The sequence below is a fragment of the Kribbella amoyensis genome, from assembly GCF_007828865.1.
Taxonomy (GTDB): Bacteria; Actinomycetota; Actinomycetes; order Propionibacteriales; family Kribbellaceae; genus Kribbella; species Kribbella amoyensis.
In genome coordinates, this window is the sequence record NZ_VIVK01000001.1 from 855625 (window position 1) to 876679 (window position 21055).

A 21055-nucleotide genomic window follows, 5' to 3' on the forward strand; every position below is an offset into this window, starting at 1 on the left:
GGCCTTTCCCCCGCCTCACTCAGCGGTGGCGGAGGAGGTTGCCGACCTCGGTGGCCCAGTAGGTGAGGATCGTGTCGGCGCCTGCCCGGCGGATGCTGGTCAGCGTTTCCAGGATGGCTTTCTCGCGGTCGATCCAGCCGTTGGCGGCGGCGGCCTCGACCATGGCGTACTCGCCGGAGATGTTGTACGCCGCGACGGGGACGTTCACGTGGTCGCGGACCTGGCGGATGATGTCCAGGTACGCCAGGGCCGGCTTCACCATCACGATGTCGGCGCCTTCGGCCACGTCGAGGTCGACCTCGCGGAGGGCGTCGCGGGCGTTGCCCGGGTCCTGCTGGTACGTCTTGCGGTCGCCCTGCAAGGACGAGTCGACGGCCTCGCGGAACGGGCCGAAGAAGGCGGAGGCGTACTTCACCGCGTACGCCAGGATCACCGTGTCCTGGAAGCCGGCACCGTCCAGCGCCGTACGGATCGCGCCGACCTGGCCGTCCATCATCCCGGACGGGCCGACCACGTGCGCACCGGCGGACGCCTGCGCGATGCCCATCTCGGCGTAGAGCTCGAGGGTGGCGTCGTTGTCCACCCGGCCGGCCTCGTCGAGGACGCCGCAGTGGCCGTGCGAGGTGAACTCGTCCAGGCACAGGTCGCCCATCACGAGCAGGTCGTCACCGGCCTCGTGGACGGCGTCCTGGATCGCGACGTTGAGGATCCCGTTCGGGTCGATGGCGCCGGAGCCGCGCTCGTCCTTCTCCAGCGGGACGCCGAACAGCATGACGCCGCCGAGTCCGGCCTGGGCCGCCTCGGCGACGGCCTTGCGGGCGGTGTCGCGGGTGTGCTGGTACACGCCTGGCATCGAGCTGATCGCGATCGGCTCGCGGGCGCCTTCCCGGACGAACATCGGCAGGATCAGCTGCCGCGGTTCCAGGGTGGTCTCGGAGACCAGCCTGCGGATCGCCGACGACGACCGTAGCCGCCGCGGCCGGACCTCCGGGAAACCAGACACGACTCAGCTCTTCCTGCGCGAACCCGAGCGGCGCTCGGACGGACGGGTGACCGGTTCACCGGCCTCGATCATGGTGTCACGCCGATCCGCACCGAAGCGAGCGAGCGCGTCCGCCAGTTCCTCGGCCGACGGGGACTCGGCCATCGCGTCGACGCGCAGGCCGTGCTCCTCGGCGGTCTTCAGGGTGGCCGGGCCGATCACCGCGATGACCGTGGAGGCGTGCGGCTTGCCGGCGATGCCGACCAGGTTCCGGACCGTGGACGACGAGGTGAACACGACCGCGTCGAACTTGCCGGACTTGATCGCCTCACGGGTCGGCGCGGGCGGCGGGGCGGCCCGGACGGTCCGGTACGCCGTGACGTCGTCGACCTCCCAGCCCAGCTCGGTCAGGCCGGCCACCAGCGTCTCGGTGGCGATGTCGGCGCGGGGCAGGAACACCCGGTTGATCGGGTCCAGCACCTCGTCGAACGGCGGCCAGTCCTCGACCAGGCCGGCGGCGGACTGCTCACCCGAGGGCAGTAGGTCCGGCCGGATTCCCCAGGCGGCGATCGCCTCGGCGGTCTTCTCCCCGACCGCGGCGATCTTCAGCCCGGAGAACGCGCGCGCGTCCAGGCCGTACTCGTCGAACTTCTCCCGGACCGCCTTCACCGCGTTGACCGAGGTGAACGCGACCCACTCGTACCGGCCCTCGACCAGGCCGCGGATCGCCTTGTCCATCTGCTGCGGGTTCCGCGGCGGCTCGACCGAGATCGTCGGGACCTCCTCCGGCATCGCGCCGTAGCGGCGGAGCCGGTCCATCAGCGGGCCGGCCTGGTCCTTGGTCCGCGGGACCAGGATCCGCCAGCCGAACAGCGGCTTGGTCTCGAACCAGCTGAGCGCCTCGCGCTGCTCGACCACCGAGCCGACCACGATGACGGCGTCACCGGTCTGCTTGGCGGCGCGCAGGTCGGCCACGATCGTGCCGAGGGTGCCGACCACGCTGGTCTGTGCGGTGGTGGTCCCGCCGACGGTCGCGCAGACCGGGGTCGCGGCGTCGAAGCCGGCCTCGATCAGGCCGGCGGTGGTGTCCTTGAGCACGTCGGTCGCGTTCAGCAGGACCAGGGTCTGCTTCGGGTGCAGCCGGGCGAAGTCGAGCTTGGCCTCGGCCAGGTCGAGCACGGTCACCTCGCGCTCGTTCTTCACCGTCAGCGGGATGCCCGCGTACGCCGGGACGGCGCTGACCTCGCTGACACCGGGGATCACGTTGAAGCCGATCCCGGCCTTGCGGCAGGCGGCGGCCTCCTCGGCCCCGCTGGAGAAGGTGAACGGGTCACCGGACAGCAGCCGGACCACGGTCGCCGCGGACTTGGCCGTCTTCACCACCAGCCGGGCCCGGGCCGCGATCCGCAGCGCGCGGCTGCCCTCGGCGCCGGAGCCGTCGATCACCTCGACGCCCGGCTTGCAGTACGCCAGGAAGGCGTCGTGCTCGGGCCCCTCGACGACCACGGCGTCCGCGTTCGCGAGGACGTCGCGGCCGGCCAGCGTCAGCAGCGCCGGGTCACCCGGGCCGACGCCGACGAAGGTGACGTGGCCGAGCGGCCGGGTCTGCTTGACCGTGCTGGTGTTCGCCGCGATCTTCGCCGGCACCTTCTGCGGTGCCTTGGCGGCCGCCGTCTTCGCGCTGCTCACGTCTGCCGTCGCCTTCGCCCTCGTCTTGCTCGTCTTCTTGGCCGTCGTCGTGCTGCCCCGTGCCGGTGTCATGTCCGCTCCAGCAGTTCGTTCGCCAGTGCCCGGCCCACCGCCGCCGGGTCGTCCACCGACCCGTTCGCGGACAGCCGCTGGACGCCGCCGTCCGTACCGAGCGCGCCCCGCAGCCACAGCTCCGGGCCGTCCTCACCCTCGACCACCTCGGCGAGGGCGCCGACCGGTGCCGTGCACCCCGCCTCCAGCGTGGCCAGCAGCTGCCGTTCGGCGGTCACGGCCGCCCGGGTGGCCGGGTCCTCCAGTGCCGCCAGCGCATCCCGTACCGCGGTGTCGCCGGTCCGGCACTCGATGCCCAGGGCACCTTGTCCGGGGGCCGGCAGGACCTGGATCGGATCCAGTGTCTCGGTCACCTCGGCGAGCCGGCCCAACCTGGCCAACCCTGCCCGGGCGAGCACCACCGCGTCCAGTTTGCCGTCCGTGACCATCCCGATCCGGGTGTCCACGTTGCCGCGGATACCGGTCAGTTCGAGGCCGAGGCCGAGCGAGTCCAGCTGGGCCTGCCGGCGGGGCGACCCGGTGCCCACCAGCGCACCGGTCGGCAGCTCGCCCAGGGTCAGTCCGTCGCGGGCGATCAGGACGTCGCGCGGGTCCTCCCGGACCGGGACGGCGCCGATCACCAGCCCGTCGACCGGTGCGGTCGGCAGGTCCTTGAGCGAGTGCACCGCGATGTCGATCTCGTCGGCCAGCAAGGCGTCGCGGAGCGCGCTGACGAAGACGCCGGTGCCGCCGATCTGCTCCAGTGGCGCGCGGTTGAGGTCCCCCGTCGTCACGATCGGGACCAGCTCGACCTCGTGTCCGAGGCCCCTCAGGGTGTCGGCGACGTGGGTCGCCTGGGCCGTGGCCAACGCGGACCGGCGGGTTCCGAGCCTGATCATGCGGACTCACCTCCGGGGGTGGTCTTGGGGGCGGTGACCGCGTCCACGGTCGCCGGGTCGAGCGCGAACAGCTCCCGCAGCGCGTCGGCGTAGGTCGGCCCGCCGGGGTCGGCGGCGAGCTCCTTCACCCGGACCGTCGGGGTGTGCAGCACCTTGTCGACCACCCGGCGGATCGTCCGGGCGACCTCCTGCCGCTGGGTCTCGTCGAGCCCCGGCAGCCGGCGTTCGAGCCGGGCCAGTTCGGAGTCGACCAGTTGCGAGGCCATCGCCCGGAGCGCGACCACGGTCGGTGCGACCGAGGCGGCCCGGCGGGTGGCGTCGAAGGCCCCGGTCTCGTCGTGGACGATCCGGCGGACCTCTTCGATGTCGTCCTCTGTACCGCCCGCGGTGCCGGCCAGGTCGGCCAGCGTGACCAGGGTGACCCCGGGGACCCGGGCCGCACCCGCCTCGACGTCCCGCGGCAACGCCACGTCCAGTACGCCGAACGGGCGGCCGTCGCTCGCGTTGCGGATCATCTCCTCGGTGAGGACGACGCCCCGCGCACCGGTGCAGCTGACCACCAGGTCGGCCTCGGCGAGCGCTTCGGGAACCTGGGCCAGCGGGATCGCGATGCCGCCGATCCGGTCGGCCAGGGCGACCGCGCGGTCGTAGTTCCGGTTCGCGATGGTGACACTGGTCGCGCCACCCGCGAGCAAGGTCTGCGCGGCGAGCGAGGCCATCGAGCCGGCGCCGACGATCAGGGCGCGCCGGCCCTCGTACCCGCCGACGGCGTCCAGGCCGGCCGAGACCACCGAGCGGCCGGCCGAGTCGATCCCCGTTTCGGCGCGGGCCCGCTTGCCGGTCCGCAGCGCGTGCTGGAACAGGGCGTTCAGGTCGGTACCGATCGTCTCCAGGTCCTGGCCGATCCGCAGCGACTCCTTCACCTGGCCGAGGATCTGGCTCTCGCCGACGACCATCGAGTCCAGCCCGACCGCGACCTGGAACAGGTGCGCGACGGCGCCTTCCTCGAAGTGCACGTAGAGGTGCTCGGCCAGGTCCAGCAGCGGGACCCCGGTGATGTCGGACAGGATCGCGGTGACCTCGTCCATGCCCGCGTGGAAGCGGTCGACGTTCGCGTACACCTCGGTGCGGTTGCAGGTCGCGAGCACGGCCGACTCGGCCACCGCCGGGCTGTGCTGAACGGCGAGCGCGAGCTTGGTCGCCGCGTCCGGGTCCAGCGCGACCCGCTCCAGGACCGAGATGTCCCCACTGCGGTGCGAGATCCCCACCACCAAATAGCTCATGCGCCGACACCCCCACCCACGCTGGGCAGGTCGGTCGCGAGGCCGTTCATCGGGGGTAGCTCGGGCACCGGGGGGAGCGCCGCCTCTCCAGACTTGCGTTGTTCGTGGTACGCCAGGATCTGCAACTCGATCGAGAGGTCCACCTTGCGGATGTCGACGCCGTCGGGCACGGACAGCACCACCGGCGCGAAGTTCAGGATGCTGGTCACGCCCGCCGCGACCAGCCGGTCGCAGACCTCCTGGGCCGGGCCCGCGGGCGTGGTGATCACGCCGATCGAGACCCGGTCGGCGGCGACGATGTCCTCCAGCTCGGCGAAGTCGCGGACCACCATGTCGCCGATCCGCTCGCCGACCAGCTGCGGGTCGGCGTCCAGCAGGGCGACGATCCGGAAGCCGCGGGTACCGAAGCCGGAGTAGTTCGCCAGCGCGTGGCCGAGGTTTCCGATCCCGACGATGACGACGGCCCAGTCCTGGGTGACGCCGATCTCGCGGGCGATCTGGTAGCGCAGGTACTCGACGTCGTAGCCGACGCCGCGGGTGCCGTACGACCCGAGGTAGGACAGGTCCTTGCGGAGCTTGGCCGAGTTCACCCCGGCCGCGGTCGCGAGGTCCTCGCTCGACGCGGTGGCGATGCCGCTGTCCGACAAGGCGGTCAGGGCCCGCAGGTACACCGGCAAGCGCGCGACAGTGGCCTCGGGAATGCCGCGTTCGGTTCTCGTCGGCGCGCCGGGGCGACGGCTGCGGGCAGGCGTCACGATTCTCCTGGAGGACGTGGTTCTCTGCCGCCGCCTCGCGGTCGGCGACTACCCCACTCTAGGAGTTTGTGAACGTGAGAACAAAATCGAGAACGCCCGTCGTGACGGACAGCACTACTTTGTCAAGGCCTTCCTGAGCCGCGCGGGGTCCACCCGCCAGAAGTCGTGCTGGCGGCCGTCGACGAACGTCACCGGGATCTGCTCGCCGTACTCGGCCATCAGCGCGGCGTCGGTGGTGATGTCCACCTCGGTCCAGCCGACCCCGAGCTCGGCGCAGACCGCGTCGACGATCGCGCGGGCGTCCTCGCACAGATGACAGCCCGGTTTGCCGTACAGGGTGACGCGCGGCGCGCTCATCGGTCCGCCTCCCGCAGCCGGCCCTTCGCGACCTTGCCGGTGACCGAGTGCGGCAGGTGGTCCACCACCTCGATGTCGACCGGGCACTTGAACCGCGCCAGCCGGGTCTCCGCGTACGCCCGGACCGCGCCGGCGTCAACGCTGTCCCCCGCCTTCGGGACCACGAACGCCTTCACGGCCTCACCGGTCTCCTCGGACGGTACGCCGATCACGGCGGCCTCGCGGACCCCGGGCGCCCCGACCAGGACCTCCTCCACCTCGCTCGGGAAGACGTTGAACCCGCTGACGATGATCAGCTCGCGCAATCGGTCGACCAGATAGAGGTCCCCGTCCCCGTCGAGGAAGCCGACGTCCCCGGTCCGGTACCAGCCGTCGTCGGCCGGTCCGTCCACGCCGTCCGGCCAGTACCCGGAGAAGAGGTTGTCGCCGCGGACCAGGATCTCGCCGGGGTCGTCGCCTTCGACGTCCTCGCCCTGCTCGTCGGCGATCCGCACCTCCACGTTCGGTACCGCGCGGCCGACCGACCCGGGCTTCGGGTCCTGTTCGCCGAGCGTGGTGGTGACACCTGGCGCGGCCTCGGTGAGTCCGTAGCCCTGGTGGACGAACAAGCCGGTGGCCTGCTCGAACCGGTCCGCCATCCCGCGATCGAGGGTGGACGCGCCGGTCAGGACCACCTTGACCGTGCCGAGCTGGTCCTTCAGGTCGGGCCGGGTCAGCAACGCGTTCAGGGCCGGCGGGGCCAGCGGCAGCCGGGTGACGCCGTACCGGACGACGAGGTCGAGCGTGCCGGCCGGGTCGAACCGGCGGTCGATGACGAGGGCGGCGCCGGTCGCGACGGTCCAGCCGAGCACGGCGTTCAGGCCGAACGCGTGGAACATCGGCAGCACCCCGAGCACGACGTCCTCGGGCCCCATCCGGTCCTCGCCGAGCTCGGAGAGGTTCTTCACGTTCGCGGCCAGGGCGCGGTGGGTCAGCATCGCGGCGCGCGGTTCGCCACTCGTACCGGAGGTGTAGAGCAGGACCGCGAGGCTCTCCGGGTCGGTCTGCGGTGACAACGGAGCGTGACCGGTGAGCTCGCCGGCCCAGACCGTCCGGACCCCCTCGACCTTGTCCGCGAGGTCGGCGTCGACGACCGCGAGCCGGGCCCCGGAATGGGCCACGACGTGCCCGATCTCGGTCGCCGTCAGGCCGGTGTTCAGCGGTACGGCGACCAGGCCGGCGCGAAGACTTCCCAGGTAGGAGGTGACGAACTCCACGCTGTTCGCGAGCAGCAGGACCACCCGGTACCCGGGCACCAGACCGGCCGCGGAGTACCCCTGCGCGGCCGCGTCGACGGCCTCCTCGAGCTCGCGCCAGGTCAGCCGCCGGTCCCCGTCGACCAGCGCGAGACGTTCGCCGTGACGTTGCGCTGTGTCACGAAGAATGTCCGCGAAGTTGAAGTTCACCAGGCGAGTCTTTCATGCCCCCACTAGGGTGCGGACATGACTCGGTCCTCACCGCGGGATCTTCGGGCGCGGTCGGTTCTTGCCGGTGAGGCCAGTGCGGCCGCTGCCGAGCTCGAGGCCGCCTTGACGACTCCTCCGGCCAGCCATGCCGCCGCGTTCTTCGACGTCGACAACACGATGCTCCAGGGCGCTTCGGTGTTCCACCTCGCCCGGGGTCTGTACCGGCGGAAGTTCTTCACGACCAGGGAGATCTCCGGCAAGGCGTGGCAGCAGCTGCGGTTCCGGCTGCAGGGCGAGACGCCCGAGTCGGTCGCCGACGCGCGCGCCGCGGCGCTGTCGTTCATCGCCGGCCACCGGGTCTCCGAGGTGCGGATCCTGGTCGAGGAGATCTTCGACGAGCTGATGGCCGACCGGATCTGGCCCGGCACCCGGGCCCTCGCGCAGCAGCACCTGGACGCCGGTGAGCGGGTCTGGCTGGTCACCGCGGCCCCGGTCGAGGTGGCCCAACTGCTGGCCCGGCGGCTCGGACTCACCGGCGCGCTGGGAACGGTTGCAGCGGAGAGTGACGGGGTCTATACAGGTGAACTCGTGGGCGATATTCTGCACGGCCCGGCCAAGGCGGAAGCCGTCCGGGCGCTGGCCGACCGCGAAGACCTGGACCTGGCCGCGTGTTCGGCGTACTCGGATTCGGTGAACGACTTGCCGATGCTGGAAATGGTGGGGAATCCATGTGCTGTCAATCCCGACGGCAGGCTGCGCCGGCACGCCGAAGTGGCCGGTTGGCGCGTCCGTGATTACCGGACCGGACGGAAGGCGACGCGCCTTGCCCTGTTGACAGCCGGTGCTTCAGGCGTAACGCTCGGTGCTGTCTCAGCCGCTGTGGCCGTGCGCCGTTGTCTCAACCGCGGGTGTGTCAGTCGTAGACGTGTCAGTTGAAACGGGGAGAGAACTTGACGACGCCGGAGCCGAGCCCGGACGGGATGAGACGTGCAGAACTCGTCGATCGCGCCCAGGCTGGAGACGTCGGTGCCTTCGGTGAGCTGTACGACGAGTACTCGCTCACCGTCTACCGCTACATCTACGCGCGAGTGTCGTCCGCGGCACTCGCCGAGGACCTGACCAGCGAGACGTTCGTCCGGGCGCTGCGCGCGCTGGACTCGTTCCGCTGGCAGGGCCGGGACTTCGGCGCCTGGCTGGTGACGATCGCCCGGAACCTGATCACCGACCACTACAAGTCGGGCCGGGTCCGGCTCGAGGTGGTCACCGACGAGATCGAGACGCACGACCGGCAGACCGAGGGCCCGGAGATCGACGTGCTCGCCGCCGCCACCGCGGAAGTCCTCCGGGACGCGGTCGCGGCGCTGCCCGACGAGCAACGGGACTGCCTGACGATGCGCTTCTTCGCCGGCCTGTCCATCGCCGAGACCGCCCGGGCGCTGGAGAAATCAGAGGGCGCCGTGAAGCAACTTCAGCTGAGAGCCGTGCGGCACTTGGCGAAGGTTATCCCCAAGGATTTGAGGTGAGGAGGATGACAACGAATGTCTTTCGTAACCCGTCAGGGAGTTTCCTCGTTTGCCTGGTGAGGACCTGTCGGTGACCCCGGCTTGTCATTGAGGAGAACGAGTATCCATGAGTGACCTAACCAGGGCTCGAGCGCGCGCGGAGACTTTCGCGCACGCCGTCGATCACGGGCCCCGTCACTCTTCGCGATTGAGCGACGACCCTGAGCTGTTGGAAGCTGTGGAGCTGGCCGGGCGACTGAGGACCGCCGGGGCAGTGGCACCGCGACCGGAGTTCTCTGCCGAGCTGAGGCATCGCCTCCTCGAGCAGGCCGCGGCCCGTGCCGCAACGACTCCGACCGTGGTGCGCAGCGCTCCGGACAGCGAGGACGAGGAGCCACGCGAGGACGACGCGTCCGTGACAGAGATCCGCCCCCGTCGTCCCGGCCGGCGCATCCGGCTGGTCGCCAGCACCGCGGCACTGGTGCTGCTCGGTGGTGGCGTCGGTTCGGCGGCGGCCGCCCAGCAGGCGATGCCGGGCGACACGCTGTACGGGATGAAGCGCAGCATCGAGAACGTCTCGACCAACGTGAGCGTCGGTGACGACTCCCGGGGCCGGCGCGATCTCGAGCACGCGATGAACCGTCTGTCCGAAGTCCGTTCGCTGGTCGACAACGGTGGCGACGTGGCCACCATCGACAGCACGCTCGACGATTTCTCGAGGCAGGCCCGCAAGGGCGTGTCACGGCTCGTCGCGTCGTACCAGCAAGACGAAGACCCGACCTCGATCACGGTGGTCACGGAGTTCATCACCAGCGCCCGCCAGGCCATCGGTGAGTTGGCTCCGCAACTGCCGCCCGAGTCGCTGAAGTCCGCCGTCGAGGCACTGGCGACGATCGAGCAACTGGCCCAGCACACCACGGTGGCCTGCCCCACGTGCGACAAGCCGAAGCCGGCGAAGAACGCGGGACAGCCCACCCAGGACACCCGGGCCACCGATCCGGCCGAGTCGACCGACCCGGCCGGCCCGACCACCGCGAAGCCGACGGCCCCGTCCGCGAAGCCGACGCCCGGTACCAAGCCGAGCGCGACGCCGACCCGGCAGGGCCCCGACCCGACGATCGTCGAGGAGCGGAACACCAGCAAGCCGCCTCCGACCCTCGCGACGCCACCCACGGCGCGACCGTCGAGCACGCCGAGCAGTACTCCCTCGGGTCCGCTGACGCCGAGCCTGCCCACCCCGGGTGGACAGACCTGGCCGTGGCCGTTCCCGACGCTGAGCCTGCCGTTGCCGACGATCGACCTTCCCGGCGTGATCCAGACTCTGCTGCCACCCTGGAAGTAGCCAGACACCGGAACGGGCCCCGAGCAACGAAGCTCGGGGCCCTTTGCGTTGCCCGGATCAGCCGGACCGGGGGAACGTGATGGGTCAGAAGAAGACGGAGCGGCGCTGCATCAGCAGGGAGTACAGGGTCTGCTGGATGGTTTCGCGGACCTGGTCGGTGACGTTGAAGACCAGCATCGGATCGTCGGCGGCGCCGTCCGGGAAGTCGTCGGTGCGGATCGGCTCGCCGAACTCGATCAGCCACTTCGACGGCAGCGGGATCAGGCCGAGCGGACCGAGCAACGGGAAGAACGGCGTCACCGGGATGTACGGCACGCCGAGCAGCCGGGCCAGCGAGGCGATGTTGCCGACCAGCGGATAGATCTCCTCGGCGCCGACGATCGAGCACGGCACGATCGGTACGCCGGTCCGCATCGCCGCGCTGACGAACCCGCCCCGGCCGAACCGCTGCAGCTTGTACCGCTCGCTGAACGGCTTGCCGATGCCCTTGAACCCCTCCGGCCAGACGCCGACGAGGTTGCCCTGGCGGAGCAGGCGTTCGGCATCGTCGTTGCTCGCCAGCGTCGCCCCGCCCTTGCGTGCGAGCTCCCCGACGAACGGCGTCCGGAACACCAGGTCGGCCGCGAGGGTCCGCAACGGCCGGTGCGCGTGGTCGGCGACGATCAGCTGGGTGACGAGCCCGTCCAGCGGCATCGTGCCGGAGTGGTTCGCGACGATCAGCGCGCCCTCGTCGGCCGGGATGTTCTCGACCCCGCGGACCTCGACCCGGAACCACTTCTCCGCCAGCGGCCGCAGCCCGGACAGCAGCACCTGGTCGGTGAGCTCGGCGTCGTAGCCGAACTCGTCCACCTCGTACTCCCCGGTCAGCCGCCGTCGCAGGAACGCGAGCCACTCGGCGACCCTGCGCTCCCCCTCGGCCCCGAGCGTCTCCCGCACCATCCGCTCGAACCCGGCGAAGTCCGGCACCCCCGGTCCACCCGCAGGTACGGCGTCGAGGGGACGGTCGTCGGTCGGCTCCTCGATCCGCAGCCGGGCCGACTCGGCCGGGGCGGAGGCCTTCCGCTTGGTGCGCTTGGTGCGCTTGGCCGGACCGGCAGGAGCAGCCGCGGTCGATCCCGAGTCGGGCTCTGCCGTCTCGGTGCGGCGTTTGCGGGAGTTGCCCGCGAGGGCTCGTGCCGCCGCGGAAGGAGTCGTCCGGCTGCCTCGGCCGGGGCGGCCGCCGGAGCCGATCGGGATGATGTCGGCGTCAGCCACGGAGTGCTCCCAGGCCGGCCGTCATCAGCCTGGCGGCCGCGGTCATCGCGCCGGTCCCGAGCGAGGCGCGGAAGTCGTCGAAGGCGGACGCGGTCGTGTACGCCGGCTCGAAGCCGAACTCGGTCCGCATCCGGGTCGTGTCGACGGCGCGGCCGTAGGTCAGGAAGGTGATCTGGTCCGGCGAGAAGTCGGCCAGCCGGGCCCGGCGGACCGCGGCCGCCGTCCCCGACGCGGTGAACGAGGGCAACCGGACGACGGGACGGCCGAGCCGGCGGATCGCCTGGGACAGCACCAGGATCCCGTCACCGGCGAGGTTGAAGGTACCGGGAAGGTCGTGCACGGTGGCATGGTGGACGGCCGCGACGCCGTCGTCCTCGTGCAGGAACTGCAGCCGCGCGTCGTACCCGAGCACGGTCGGGATCACCGGCAGGCCGAAGTACCGGGTCATTGGTGAGTCGGTCTGCGGGCCGATCCAGTTCGCCATCCGCAACGTGGACACGCAGACATCGGGCCGGCGCCGGGCGAAGCCACGCACGTACCCTTCCACCTCGACCGCGTCCTTGCTCAGGCCGGTCTGATGGATCGCCCGCGGCGCCATCTCCTCGGTGAACAGGGCCGGATCCCGGGGACCCGCGCCGTACACCGTGGTCGACGACTTCACCACCAGCTTGCGGACACCGGGCGCCTTCTGGCACGCGGCGAGCAGCTGCATGGTGCCGATGACGTTGATCTCCTTCATCGACGACCGGCCGCCGGCGCTGCCCGGGGTCGCCACCACGCCGGTGTGGACGACCGTGTCGACGTCCGCCCCGGCGATCACCTTGGCGACCACCGGGTTCCGGATGTCCGCGCGGACGAACCGGACCCGGCCGAGCTCGGCCCGGGGTGGGACCACGTCGATCCCGATCACCGTGTCGATGGCGGGGTCGGCGGCCAGCTTCCGGGCACACCGAGCACCGGCGTCCCGGGAGACGCCGGTCACCATCACCACCTGCGCCACGAGTCAACCCCCAGCCAGACAGCAACCCCGTACGTCGCCGCCCCGCGCGAGCGCGCCGGAGCGGCGGAAGTGCTTACTTGCCGAGCTTGCGGCGCTGCACCCGCGTCTTCTTGAGCAGCTTGCGGTGCTTCTTCTTCGCCATCCGCTTACGGCGCTTCTTGATAACCGAACCCACTGTGGACCTTCCAAACATTAAGAGAGCGTCGGCAAAGCCTACCCGTTCACCCGCTGACCCGCCTAAAGCGGTCTGGTCAGGGGTAGGAAGGACAGCATGACAGCCCGGTACAACGGAGTCGCCGACTGGTACGCCGCCCGCACCACCGACTGGGCCGAGCACAACCGGACCGAGGTGGTGGACCTGCTCGGCCCGGGCGACGGCCGGCTGACCCTCGACCTCGGTTGCGGCAACGGCAACTACTTCGACATCGTCCGCGGCACCGGCCGCCGGGTGATCGGGCTCGACCGGTCCGCCGACCAGCTCCGGATCGCCCGCGACCGCCGGCTCGGCCGGACCGACCCGGTGCCGCTGGTGGAGGGCGACTCGGCGCGGTTGCCGTTCGCCGATGCGAGCTTCGACGACGTTCTCACGCTGTGGATCTCCACCGACCTGGACGACATCCTCGGCACGTTGCGCGAGATCGCCCGGTTGCTCAAGCCCGGCGGGGCCTTCTACTTCTACGGCGTCCACCCGTGCTTCAACGGACCACACAGCGAGTACCTCGAGGACGGGAGCCGGGTCGTGCACCCGACGTACTCGATCGCGGACTGGCACCAACCGCAGCCGTGGTGGGCCGACGACGGCATCCGCGTCACGGTCGGGATGCGGCACACCCCGCTCGCCGTCCTGCTGAACGGATTCGTCGACGCCGGCCTGACCCTCGAACACTTCGCCGAGCCCTCGACGATGCCGGTCCCGCACACCCTCGCGATCCGCGCCCGCCGCTGATCGGCACCACCTCGGCAGAGCTACCCGAGGTGCTCCCAGGTCAGCAGGGTCAACTCGCGCCCCTTGTCGGTGACCTGCGTCGCCGGCACGTCGGCCGGCCGGTAGCCGCTGCGCCGTGCGACCGACGAGCTGGCGTCGTTGTCCGGCTCGATCTCCAGGATCACCCGCGGTAACCCGAGCACCTCGTGTGCGTACTTCGTCAGCACCCCCAACGCGCGGACGGCCAGGCCCTGACCCCGGTACGCCGGGCCGACCGCGTACCCGAGAGCGGCGGTCTTGCCGTTCAGCATGACCTCACCGAGCGGGCGGCCGCCGTCGGTCGTGATCGCGAGGTGGATCCGGCCGTTGTCGGTGTGCGCGGCGTCGTAGTACGCCTGCGCCGCGTCCAGGTCGAACGGTGACCGCAACGGCGTCCAGTACGCGACCTCGGGGTTGTCGAACAGGTCGCTCATCGCCACCAGGTCGCCACGCTCCCACTCCCGCAGGACCAGTCCGTCGCCCTCCAGCCGCAGCGGCGGCTCGCCGTACTTGATCACCATGCTCCCCAGTCTCCACCACCCCACCGACAACCGGGGGCCGCACGTCACCCCAGCTCCGCCAGCCGATCCGCGACCGGACCGAACGTGACCAGCCCGCTCCCCGCCCCGGCGAGCTCCCCGGCCGCCGGAGTCAGCGCGTCCCGGCACGTCCGCATCACCGCTTGGTTGCCCAGGGCAATCGCTGCCCCGGCGGTCAGGGACCACATCGCCTCTTGCAACAGATCCCGCGGCGGCGCTGGGATCCGGTCCAGCGCATCGGCCGCCGCCGGCCGACGACCTTCGCCCAGCAAGACCAACGGCGTCACCCACGGAAGGTACGGACCATAGTCGTCGGCAACGGCAGGAAGCCCCGATCGCAACCGCACAGAGAGCAACGCCAACGGCAGCAAACCCCCTTGCAGGCCAGGCATTCCGGCTCCCGCGAGCTTTCCAGCGGCAGCGCGGTACGCGGTCTCGACCTCGTCGCGCGGAGCGCTGGAAGCGGCGAGTCGCAGCCCGCGGTACCACTCGGTGAAGACCCCGACCAACGGCAACTCGTGCCGCGCGGCCAACCGATCGACGGCCTCGGCCTGCGCGTCGGCCGAGGAGAAATCCGCCAACGCGCTCAGCGCCTGGACTCGGATCAGCCGGCCGAGCACCTCGAACGTGACCAGCCCGTGCCGCGTCGAGAGGTCGATCAACTCCACGCCGAGTGCATCGCGTTCCGGTGCGAGCCCGGTGCGCTGGAACGTTTGCATGAACACCCCGTTCAGGACGAACGCGCGCAGCCCTGGTTCGTCCAGGTCCCGGGTCAGCTCCTCGGCCTCGCGCGCCGCCTCCGGACCACGGGACGCCCTGGTACCGCGCGACTCCAGCGCGATCGTGGTCAGCAACCGCGCCCGCGTCGCCGGACTCGCCGAGGTCGGCAACGCGGCCAGGGCGCGTTCGGCCGCAGCCACCACGCCGGCCGCCTGCTCCTCGTCGTCCGACCGCGTCCAGATCGCCGGGACGTCGTACGCCCCGATCACCCGCGCGGTCAGCTCCGTGTCGCCCAGTTCCTCGGCCGCGGAGATCGCCGCGAGCCGCTGCTGCCGAGCCGCTTCGAGTCCGCCACCACCGGTGACCGCGAGGCTGCGCAGCAGACCGACCGACGACTCCAGCCGCGCCCGGGCTCCCACCGTCCGGTCGTACGCGGCGACCGCGCGGGCCCACACCTCGTCGGCCGGGTCCAGCTGCTCGGTCTGCCGGAGGATGTCCGTCTCGAGCCGGCGAAGCCCCGGACCCGGATCCACGCCCAACTGCTCGACCAGCAACGTGCGGGCGCGCCGCAGTACGGCAAGTGCGTCGCCCTGCCGATCGGAGCGGTACAGCGCGAGCGCGAGCAGACGCCAGGCATCCTCACGCCACGGGTGTTCGATGACGTGCGCATCCAGATCCGCGACCACCTCGGCGGTCCGGCCGAGCGCGAGCCGCGCCTCCGCCCTCTGCTCGACCGCGCGCAACCGGAGCTCCGACAACCGTGACCGCTCGGCCATCGCCCAATCGGCCTCACCGAGCTCCGCGTACGCCGGACCGCGCCACCACCCGAGCGCCTCGGTCAGCCGCTCATCCGTCTGCGCCGGCGGCAGCGTGGCAACGGCATCCACGACTCGCTCGAACCGCCAGGCGTCCACGTCGTCGGGTCCGGCGTGCAGGGCGTACCCGGGTCCTTCCGTGACCAGCACCTGCGCCTTCTTCCGGGCCTCGCGGTCCGGCTCCAGGCCACGGCGCAACGCGGCGACGAACGTCCGGACCGCGCTCACTCCCCCGGCCGGCGGGTCGCTCCACAGGTCGTCCACCAGCAGGCCGACCGGGACCACCCGGCCGCGGGCGACGATCAGCCGGGCCAGCACCGCGCGATGCCGGGGACCCTTCAGCCCGACCACGTACCCATTGTTGTCCCAGGCAACCACCGGGCCGAGGACCCCGAAGCGCACCCGCATGGCGCCACCGTAGCGCTCATCGAATGCTCATCGGCGCACGGCACCGTGAGGGCCGACGGAATCTCCAGAAGTTCTGCCCGAAAGGACGACGATGAACCTCCCAGGATTCGAGCTGCGCCGGCTGCCCGGGGCGGACGGGATCACGATGACGGCAGCGGTCGGCGGCGAGGGCAGCCCGATCGTGCTGCTGCACGGGTTCCCGCAGACGCACCTGATGTGGCGGCACGTCGCGGCCGACCTGGCCGCGGACCACACGGTGATCTGCCCCGACCTGCGCGGGTACGGCGCGAGCGACAAGCCTGCCGAGAACGGTCCTACGACATACTCGAAGCGGACGATGGCGAACGACGTGGTCGCGCTGGCGGCCTCCCTCGGGTACGACCGGTTCGCGCTGGCCGGGCACGACCGGGGCGCGTTGGTCGCGATCCGCACCGGACTGGACCACCCCGACAAGGTCACTCACCTGGCCAGCCTGGACGTGCTTCCCACGCTCGACATGTGGTCGGTGATGCACGGGACCAGCGCCGCGGTCGGCTTCCACCTGTACCTGATGGCGCAGGCACCCGGCCTGCCCGAGCAGCTGATCGGGGCGAGCGCGGACGCGTTCTTCGGGTACTTCCTCGACCTGTGGACCAACGACCCGGCCGCGATCCCGGCCGACGTCCGCGCCGAGTACCTGGCCGCATGCCGGGCCGCCGTACCGTCGATCGTCGCCGACTATCGGGCGTCGGCCGGGATCGATGTCGAGCACGACCAGGCCGACCGGGACGCGGGGAACCGGCTGCGGATGCCGGTCACCGTGATTCAGCAGGACTGGGGCGCCGCCCTCGGATTCGACGCGGCCGCGCTCTGGTCCAGGTGGGCCGCGGACCTCGACCACCGGACCGCCACCGCGGGCCACTTCCTGGCCGAAGAGGCGCCGGAACTGGTCACCAAGGCGCTCCGGGACCTGCTGGCCCGATAACAATGGCTTGATAGTTGCCGCGTCAGGAATATCCCTGCCGGACAAGGCGAAGCGGCCGGTCCCGAAGGATCCGGCCGCTTGACCTTCTCGTGGTTATCCGGCCTGGAAGAAGGCGCCCTTGAGGTAGTCGTGCACGGCGTCCTCCGAAACCCGGAACGACCGACCCACCCGCACCGCGGGCAGCTCTCCGGAGTGCACCAACCGGTACACCGTCATCTTGGACACGCGCATGGCCGTGGCGACTTCCGCCACGGTCAGGAACTTCACCTCGGCGAGCGGCTGCTCACCACCGGACTTCTTTGATGCCATTGCGCACCGCACTTCCAGCACGGATCGTGCGCCGGCTTCCCCTCCGGCACCTCCGTCCGCGCATACCACGAGCGTAGTGGCTGTTGGTACGAATGGGAAAGAGGGTGTCTGGTGTGACTCAGTACGACGGGTCGAGGCCGAGCAGCGGGAAGCTGGCGTCCCGGGTCGCCTTGATCGAGCGGTCCAGCCAGGTATCGGGGTTGTAGCCGGTGGACCAGTCCACATAGGCCGCGTCCCGGCCGTCGGTCATCCGCAGCGGCGCGACCCGCGCGTACCGGATCCGCACGTCCTCGCGCCACCCCGCGGGCACCTCCGTCTCGGGGGCGAGCGGATGCCCGGCGACGATCGCGAGCAGGTGCGTCCAGGCCCGCGGCACCACGTCGACGACCGCGTAACCACCGCCGCCCGTCGCCACCCACTTGCCGCCGCACACCTCGTGCGCGAGATCGTGCAGTGCCGAGTACGCCGCGCGCTGGCCGTCGACCGTCTTCGTCAGGTGCGCGAGCGGATCCTCCACGTGCGAGTCGCACCCGTGTTGCGTCACCAGGACGTCCGGCCGGAACGCCTTCACCACGTCCGGCACGATCGCGTGGAACGCGCGCAACCACCCGGCGTCCCCGGTCCCCGGCGGGAGTGGGACGTTCACGGCGGTCCCTTCGGCGCCGGGTCCACCGGTCTCGCCGGCGGTCCCCGTCCCCGGGAACAGCGTCGTCGGCGACTCGTGCAGGCTCACGGTCAGTACCCGCGGGTCGTTGTAGAAGACGGTCTGGACGCCGTCACCGTGGTGCACGTCGACATCGACGTACGCGACCCGCTCCGCGCCGTGGTCGAGCAGCCACTGGATCGCGATCGCGGGGTCGTTGTAGACGCAGAATCCGCTGGCCAGCGAGGGCATCGCGTGGTGCAGCCCGCCGGAGATGTTGGCGGCGTGCAGCACGTCGCCCTCCCACACGGCCCGCGCGGCCTCGACCGACGCGCCGACCACGTGCGCGGAGGCCTCGTGCATCTGGCGGAAGCAGTACGTGTCGTCGGTCCCGAGCCCGTGCTCCAGATCGGGGACGTCCGGGTCGTCGCCGGCCCGCTTCACGGCGGCGATGTACTCGGCGGTGTGTACGGTCCCGAGCAACGCGTCGTCGGCGACCGGGGCCGGCACGATCTTCAGCTGGTCCAGCACCCCGAGCTCCCGGGCGAGGCGAACGGTCAGCTCGACCCGGACCGGACTCATCGGGTGCCCGTGGCCGAAGTCGTAAGCCGTCAATCCCTCGTCGAAGACCAGCATCGCCTCACCACTCATGCCCCGACCATAGCCCGCACCACCCGAACCCGCCCCGCCCAGACGGCCGCCCTGGACACCCGGACCACCCTCGTCAACAACCGTTGACCGAGAAGACAAAAGGCCGGTCGAGGGGATTCCTCGCCGGCCTTTGGGGGTGAACAGGGTCAGACTTCGGCCTCGTCGTCGTCGGCTTCCTCGGCGTCCGCCAGGCTCCACTTCAGCTGGAACTCGACCTCTTCCTCGGAGTCGCCGCGCTCGTGCTCCACACTGATCTGCGCGTTCCGCGGCACGGTGAACCGCTCGCCCGCGATCTGGATCCGGAACGGCTTGCCCGACTCCAGCGCGTCCGCGAGCCGCCGCAGCTTGGCCGCGAACTCGGGAACCGAATAGTTGCGCTCGACATCTCGCTCACTCATGCGCCCGATCCTCCCAGCCACCGGGGTCGCACCCCGTACTGGCGCCCCCCGGCCGGCGCCAGGTACCGTGGCAGCGTGAACCAGCAGACCTTGCAGCTGTGGTGGGCCGCCTGACGGCGGACCCGCAGCGTTCACACGCACCCCAGGCCGCCTTGCCGAGGCGGCCTTTTTGTTTGTCCTCGGTGGGGCCCGACACCGACAAGGACCACTGCCATGACCACCCTCTCGGGCATCACCCCGTCCGGCCGGCTGACGCTCGGCAACCACCTCGGCGCGCTCCGGCGGTTCACCGATCCGGACGGCTTCTACTTCGTCGCGAACCTGCACGCGATGACCACGAAACACGACCCGCGAAGACTCGCCGCCCTCACCCGGGAGACCGCGACCCTGATGCTCGCGGCCGGCCTCCCACCGGGCACGGTCTTCGTCCAGTCCGACGTCCCGGCGCACGCGCAACTGGCGTACCTGCTGGAGTGCACCTCGTACGTCGGTGAGCTGTCCCGGATGATCCAGTACAAGGAGAAGGGCCGGGGCCGGCCGATGACCCGGGCGTCGTTGTTCACGTATCCGTGTCTGATGGCGGCCGACATCCTGTTGTACGGCACGGATCGCGTCCCGGTCGGCGGTGACCAGGACCAGCACGTCGAACTGGCCCGCGACGTGGCGATCCGGTTCAACCGCGAGTACGGCGAGACGTTCGTCGTGCCGCGGCTGGACAAGGCGGCGCTGGCGATGCGAGTCAAGGACCTGGCGAATCCGCGGACCAAGATGAGCAAGTCGGACGAGGACAACGCGGTCGGCACGATCCGGCTGCTCGACCCGGCCGACGTGATCCGCCGGCAGATCATGCGGGCGGTGACCGATTCGGGGTCCGAGGTCCGGCACGACGACGTGATGAAGCCCGGTGTGACGAATCTGCTGGAGATCCTCGCAGCGTGTACGGACGGGGACCCGGTAGCGCTCGCGGACGCGTACACGACGTACGGCGCGCTGAAGAAGGACGTGGCAGACGCGGTGCTGGCCGTCATCGAGCCACTGCAGAAGCAGTACGCCGTCCTGGCCGGGGAGCCCGGCGCCGTGGACGCGATGTTGGCGCAAGGACGGGACCGCGCGATCGAGGCGAGTGCTCCGCGTCTGCGGGCCGCGGTCGAGGCGATGGGGCTGGCCGGAAGCCGGGGCGACGTGGTCGCGCTGGAGCCCGTGGCCGGTTGAAGAGGCCTGGTTGACCGGGGAGTCTCGGCCGACGAGACGGTAGGGCGGGGTGGTTTGGCGGGGGCGCGGGTTTGGCAGGATCGAGCGGGTGAGTCTTCAGCTGCGTGTCGCCACGTTCAACATCCGCAACTCGTCCGCCCCCGACGGCGAGAACGCCTGGCCGGTCCGCCGGGAAGCCACGGCCGACGCGATCGCCGCCCTGGACGCCGAGGTGGTCGGGCTGCAGGAAGTGCTGCCCGACCAGCTCGAGTACCTGCGCGAGCGGTTCGCCGGGTGGGAGATCGTCGGCGCCGGCCGGGACGACGGCGTGAGCGCGGGTGAGCACTCGGCGGTGATGGTGAAGTCGGGTGCCTGGCGCATCGAGTCGCACGAGACGCGCTGGTTGTCGGCGGAACCGGCCGTCCCCGGATCGGTCGGCTGGGACGCGGACCTGACCCGGATCGCCACCCTGGTACGCCTCGTCCACCGCGACGGTGTCCGGATCGGCGTGGCGAACGCGCACTACGACCACGTCGGTGAGCAGGCCCGGGTGGAGTCGTCGCGCCTGCTGGACCGGTGGATGTCGGCCGAGCCGGACCTGCACTGGATCGCGATGGGCGACCTGAACTCCGAACCAGGCTCAGCCCCGCTGCGAGCCCTGACCGAAGCAGGCTGGATCGACGCGATCCCGGCCGAGGCGGGCGGGACCGAGCACGAGTTCACGGGTGCGACGGACCACCACCGGATCGACCACATCCTGCTGAGCAAAACCTGGGAGATCCTGGAAGCAGCCGTCTCCCACCACCGCCCAGGAGGCCGCCTCCCCAGCGACCACTGGCCGGTCGCCGCAACCCTCCAACTTCCCTGAAAACCTTTGGGAACAAGGGAGAATCA

Annotated in this window: 22 protein-coding genes; 7 read left to right on the forward strand and 15 right to left on the reverse strand. The window is 70.9% G+C overall.

From position 1 onward, the window contains the following. Positions 1-19 precede the first annotated feature (19 nt). The 7 genes from hemB to FB561_RS04145 form a co-directional block, all read right to left on the reverse strand. Complete coding sequence (gene hemB / locus FB561_RS04115; protein WP_145803169.1) at positions 20-1003, reverse strand: porphobilinogen synthase; 984 nt, start codon at positions 1001-1003, stop codon at positions 20-22. 3 nt (positions 1004-1006) lie between these two features. Beyond that, positions 1007-2743 (reverse strand): bifunctional uroporphyrinogen-III C-methyltransferase/uroporphyrinogen-III synthase, encoded by a 1737-nt coding sequence (locus tag FB561_RS04120; RefSeq protein ID WP_238334640.1) that lies wholly within the window; start codon positions 2741-2743, stop codon positions 1007-1009. Beyond that, complete coding sequence (gene hemC / locus FB561_RS04125) at positions 2740-3621, reverse strand: hydroxymethylbilane synthase (protein ID WP_145803171.1); 882 nt, start codon at positions 3619-3621, stop codon at positions 2740-2742. Before hemC ends, FB561_RS04120 begins: the two co-directional genes overlap by 4 nt. Then, positions 3618-4904 carry a glutamyl-tRNA reductase gene (locus tag FB561_RS04130; protein ID WP_145803173.1) on the reverse strand — a complete coding sequence of 429 codons (1287 nt, stop codon included), beginning with the start codon at positions 4902-4904 and terminating at the stop codon, positions 3618-3620. The genes hemC and FB561_RS04130 overlap by 4 nt, the downstream gene beginning before the upstream one ends. Continuing rightward, the gene (locus FB561_RS04135) at positions 4901-5659 is read right to left on the reverse strand and encodes a redox-sensing transcriptional repressor Rex (protein ID WP_145803175.1); all 759 of its coding nucleotides are present in this window, start codon (positions 5657-5659) and stop codon (positions 4901-4903) included. Before FB561_RS04135 ends, FB561_RS04130 begins: the two co-directional genes overlap by 4 nt. A gap of 114 nt (positions 5660-5773) precedes the next feature. Next, positions 5774-6016 carry a glutaredoxin family protein gene (locus FB561_RS04140; protein WP_145803178.1) on the reverse strand — a complete coding sequence of 81 codons (243 nt, stop codon included), beginning with the start codon at positions 6014-6016 and terminating at the stop codon, positions 5774-5776. After that, the gene (locus FB561_RS04145; protein ID WP_145803180.1) at positions 6013-7461 is read right to left on the reverse strand and encodes a class I adenylate-forming enzyme family protein; all 1449 of its coding nucleotides are present in this window, start codon (positions 7459-7461) and stop codon (positions 6013-6015) included. Before FB561_RS04145 ends, FB561_RS04140 begins: the two co-directional genes overlap by 4 nt. Before the next feature lie 36 nt (positions 7462-7497). Here FB561_RS04145 and FB561_RS04150 point away from each other — a divergent pair, with 36 nt between their 5' ends. The 3 genes from FB561_RS04150 (at position 7498) to FB561_RS04160 (ending at position 10305) form a co-directional block, all read left to right on the forward strand. Further along, positions 7498-8397, forward strand: coding sequence for an HAD family hydrolase (locus FB561_RS04150; RefSeq protein WP_145803182.1), 900 nt, complete (start codon positions 7498-7500; stop codon positions 8395-8397). 44 nt (positions 8398-8441) lie between these two features. Then, the gene (locus FB561_RS04155) at positions 8442-8984 is read left to right on the forward strand and encodes a sigma-70 family RNA polymerase sigma factor (RefSeq protein ID WP_145803184.1); all 543 of its coding nucleotides are present in this window, start codon (positions 8442-8444) and stop codon (positions 8982-8984) included. 253 nt (positions 8985-9237) lie between these two features. Then, positions 9238-10305, forward strand: coding sequence for a DUF5667 domain-containing protein (locus FB561_RS04160; RefSeq protein ID WP_238334641.1), 1068 nt, complete (start codon positions 9238-9240; stop codon positions 10303-10305). A gap of 84 nt (positions 10306-10389) precedes the next feature. Here the strand turns inward: FB561_RS04160 and FB561_RS04165 are convergent, their stop codons facing one another. From FB561_RS04165 to FB561_RS04175, 3 genes are all read right to left on the reverse strand, one after another. Beyond that, entirely contained in the window at positions 10390-11559 is a 1170-nt protein-coding gene (locus FB561_RS04165; protein WP_145803188.1) for a lysophospholipid acyltransferase family protein, read from the reverse strand. Then, a complete protein-coding gene (locus tag FB561_RS04170) occupies positions 11552-12544 on the reverse strand; it encodes an NAD-dependent epimerase/dehydratase family protein (protein WP_145812746.1) in 993 nt (330 codons plus the stop codon). The genes FB561_RS04165 and FB561_RS04170 overlap by 8 nt, the downstream gene beginning before the upstream one ends. A gap of 88 nt (positions 12545-12632) precedes the next feature. After that, positions 12633-12734, reverse strand: coding sequence for a 30S ribosomal protein bS22 (locus FB561_RS04175; RefSeq protein ID WP_008356322.1), 102 nt, complete (start codon positions 12732-12734; stop codon positions 12633-12635). A gap of 96 nt (positions 12735-12830) precedes the next feature. Between FB561_RS04175 and FB561_RS04180 the strand changes: the two genes are divergently transcribed. Further along, complete coding sequence (locus FB561_RS04180) at positions 12831-13505, forward strand: class I SAM-dependent methyltransferase (protein ID WP_145803190.1); 675 nt, start codon at positions 12831-12833, stop codon at positions 13503-13505. Between the two features lie 20 nt (positions 13506-13525). Here FB561_RS04180 and FB561_RS04185 read toward each other — a convergent pair whose 3' ends face one another. Further along, the gene (locus tag FB561_RS04185; protein ID WP_145803192.1) at positions 13526-14044 is read right to left on the reverse strand and encodes a GNAT family N-acetyltransferase; all 519 of its coding nucleotides are present in this window, start codon (positions 14042-14044) and stop codon (positions 13526-13528) included. A 44-nt stretch (positions 14045-14088) separates the two neighbouring features. Continuing rightward, a complete protein-coding gene (locus FB561_RS04190; protein ID WP_145803194.1) occupies positions 14089-16005 on the reverse strand; it encodes an AfsR/SARP family transcriptional regulator in 1917 nt (638 codons plus the stop codon). 91 nt (positions 16006-16096) lie between these two features. On the opposite strand from FB561_RS04190, the gene FB561_RS04195 reads away from it, so the two are divergent. Next, positions 16097-16969 carry an alpha/beta fold hydrolase gene (locus FB561_RS04195; RefSeq protein ID WP_202880539.1) on the forward strand — a complete coding sequence of 291 codons (873 nt, stop codon included), beginning with the start codon at positions 16097-16099 and terminating at the stop codon, positions 16967-16969. A 93-nt stretch (positions 16970-17062) separates the two neighbouring features. On the opposite strand, the gene FB561_RS04200 is transcribed toward FB561_RS04195, so the two are convergent. From FB561_RS04200 to FB561_RS04210, 3 genes are all read right to left on the reverse strand, one after another. Then, positions 17063-17278: a helix-turn-helix domain-containing protein gene (locus tag FB561_RS04200; protein WP_012923942.1), complete on the reverse strand. Its 216-nt coding sequence runs from the start codon at positions 17276-17278 to the stop codon at positions 17063-17065. Positions 17279-17396: 118 nt separating this feature from the next. Beyond that, positions 17397-18572: an acetoin utilization protein AcuC gene (locus tag FB561_RS04205; protein WP_145803199.1), complete on the reverse strand. Its 1176-nt coding sequence runs from the start codon at positions 18570-18572 to the stop codon at positions 17397-17399. 146 nt (positions 18573-18718) lie between these two features. Next, positions 18719-18970: an amphi-Trp domain-containing protein gene (locus FB561_RS04210; protein WP_145803201.1), complete on the reverse strand. Its 252-nt coding sequence runs from the start codon at positions 18968-18970 to the stop codon at positions 18719-18721. Between the two features lie 213 nt (positions 18971-19183). On the opposite strand from FB561_RS04210, the gene trpS reads away from it, so the two are divergent. Both trpS and FB561_RS04220 read left to right on the forward strand, forming a co-directional pair. Further along, on the forward strand, positions 19184-20182 hold the full coding sequence (trpS, locus tag FB561_RS04215; protein WP_145803203.1) for a tryptophan--tRNA ligase: 999 nt from the start codon (positions 19184-19186) through the stop codon (positions 20180-20182). A gap of 88 nt (positions 20183-20270) precedes the next feature. After that, positions 20271-21029 carry an endonuclease/exonuclease/phosphatase family protein gene (locus tag FB561_RS04220; protein WP_145803205.1) on the forward strand — a complete coding sequence of 253 codons (759 nt, stop codon included), beginning with the start codon at positions 20271-20273 and terminating at the stop codon, positions 21027-21029. The last annotated feature ends 26 nt before the right edge of the window (positions 21030-21055 follow it).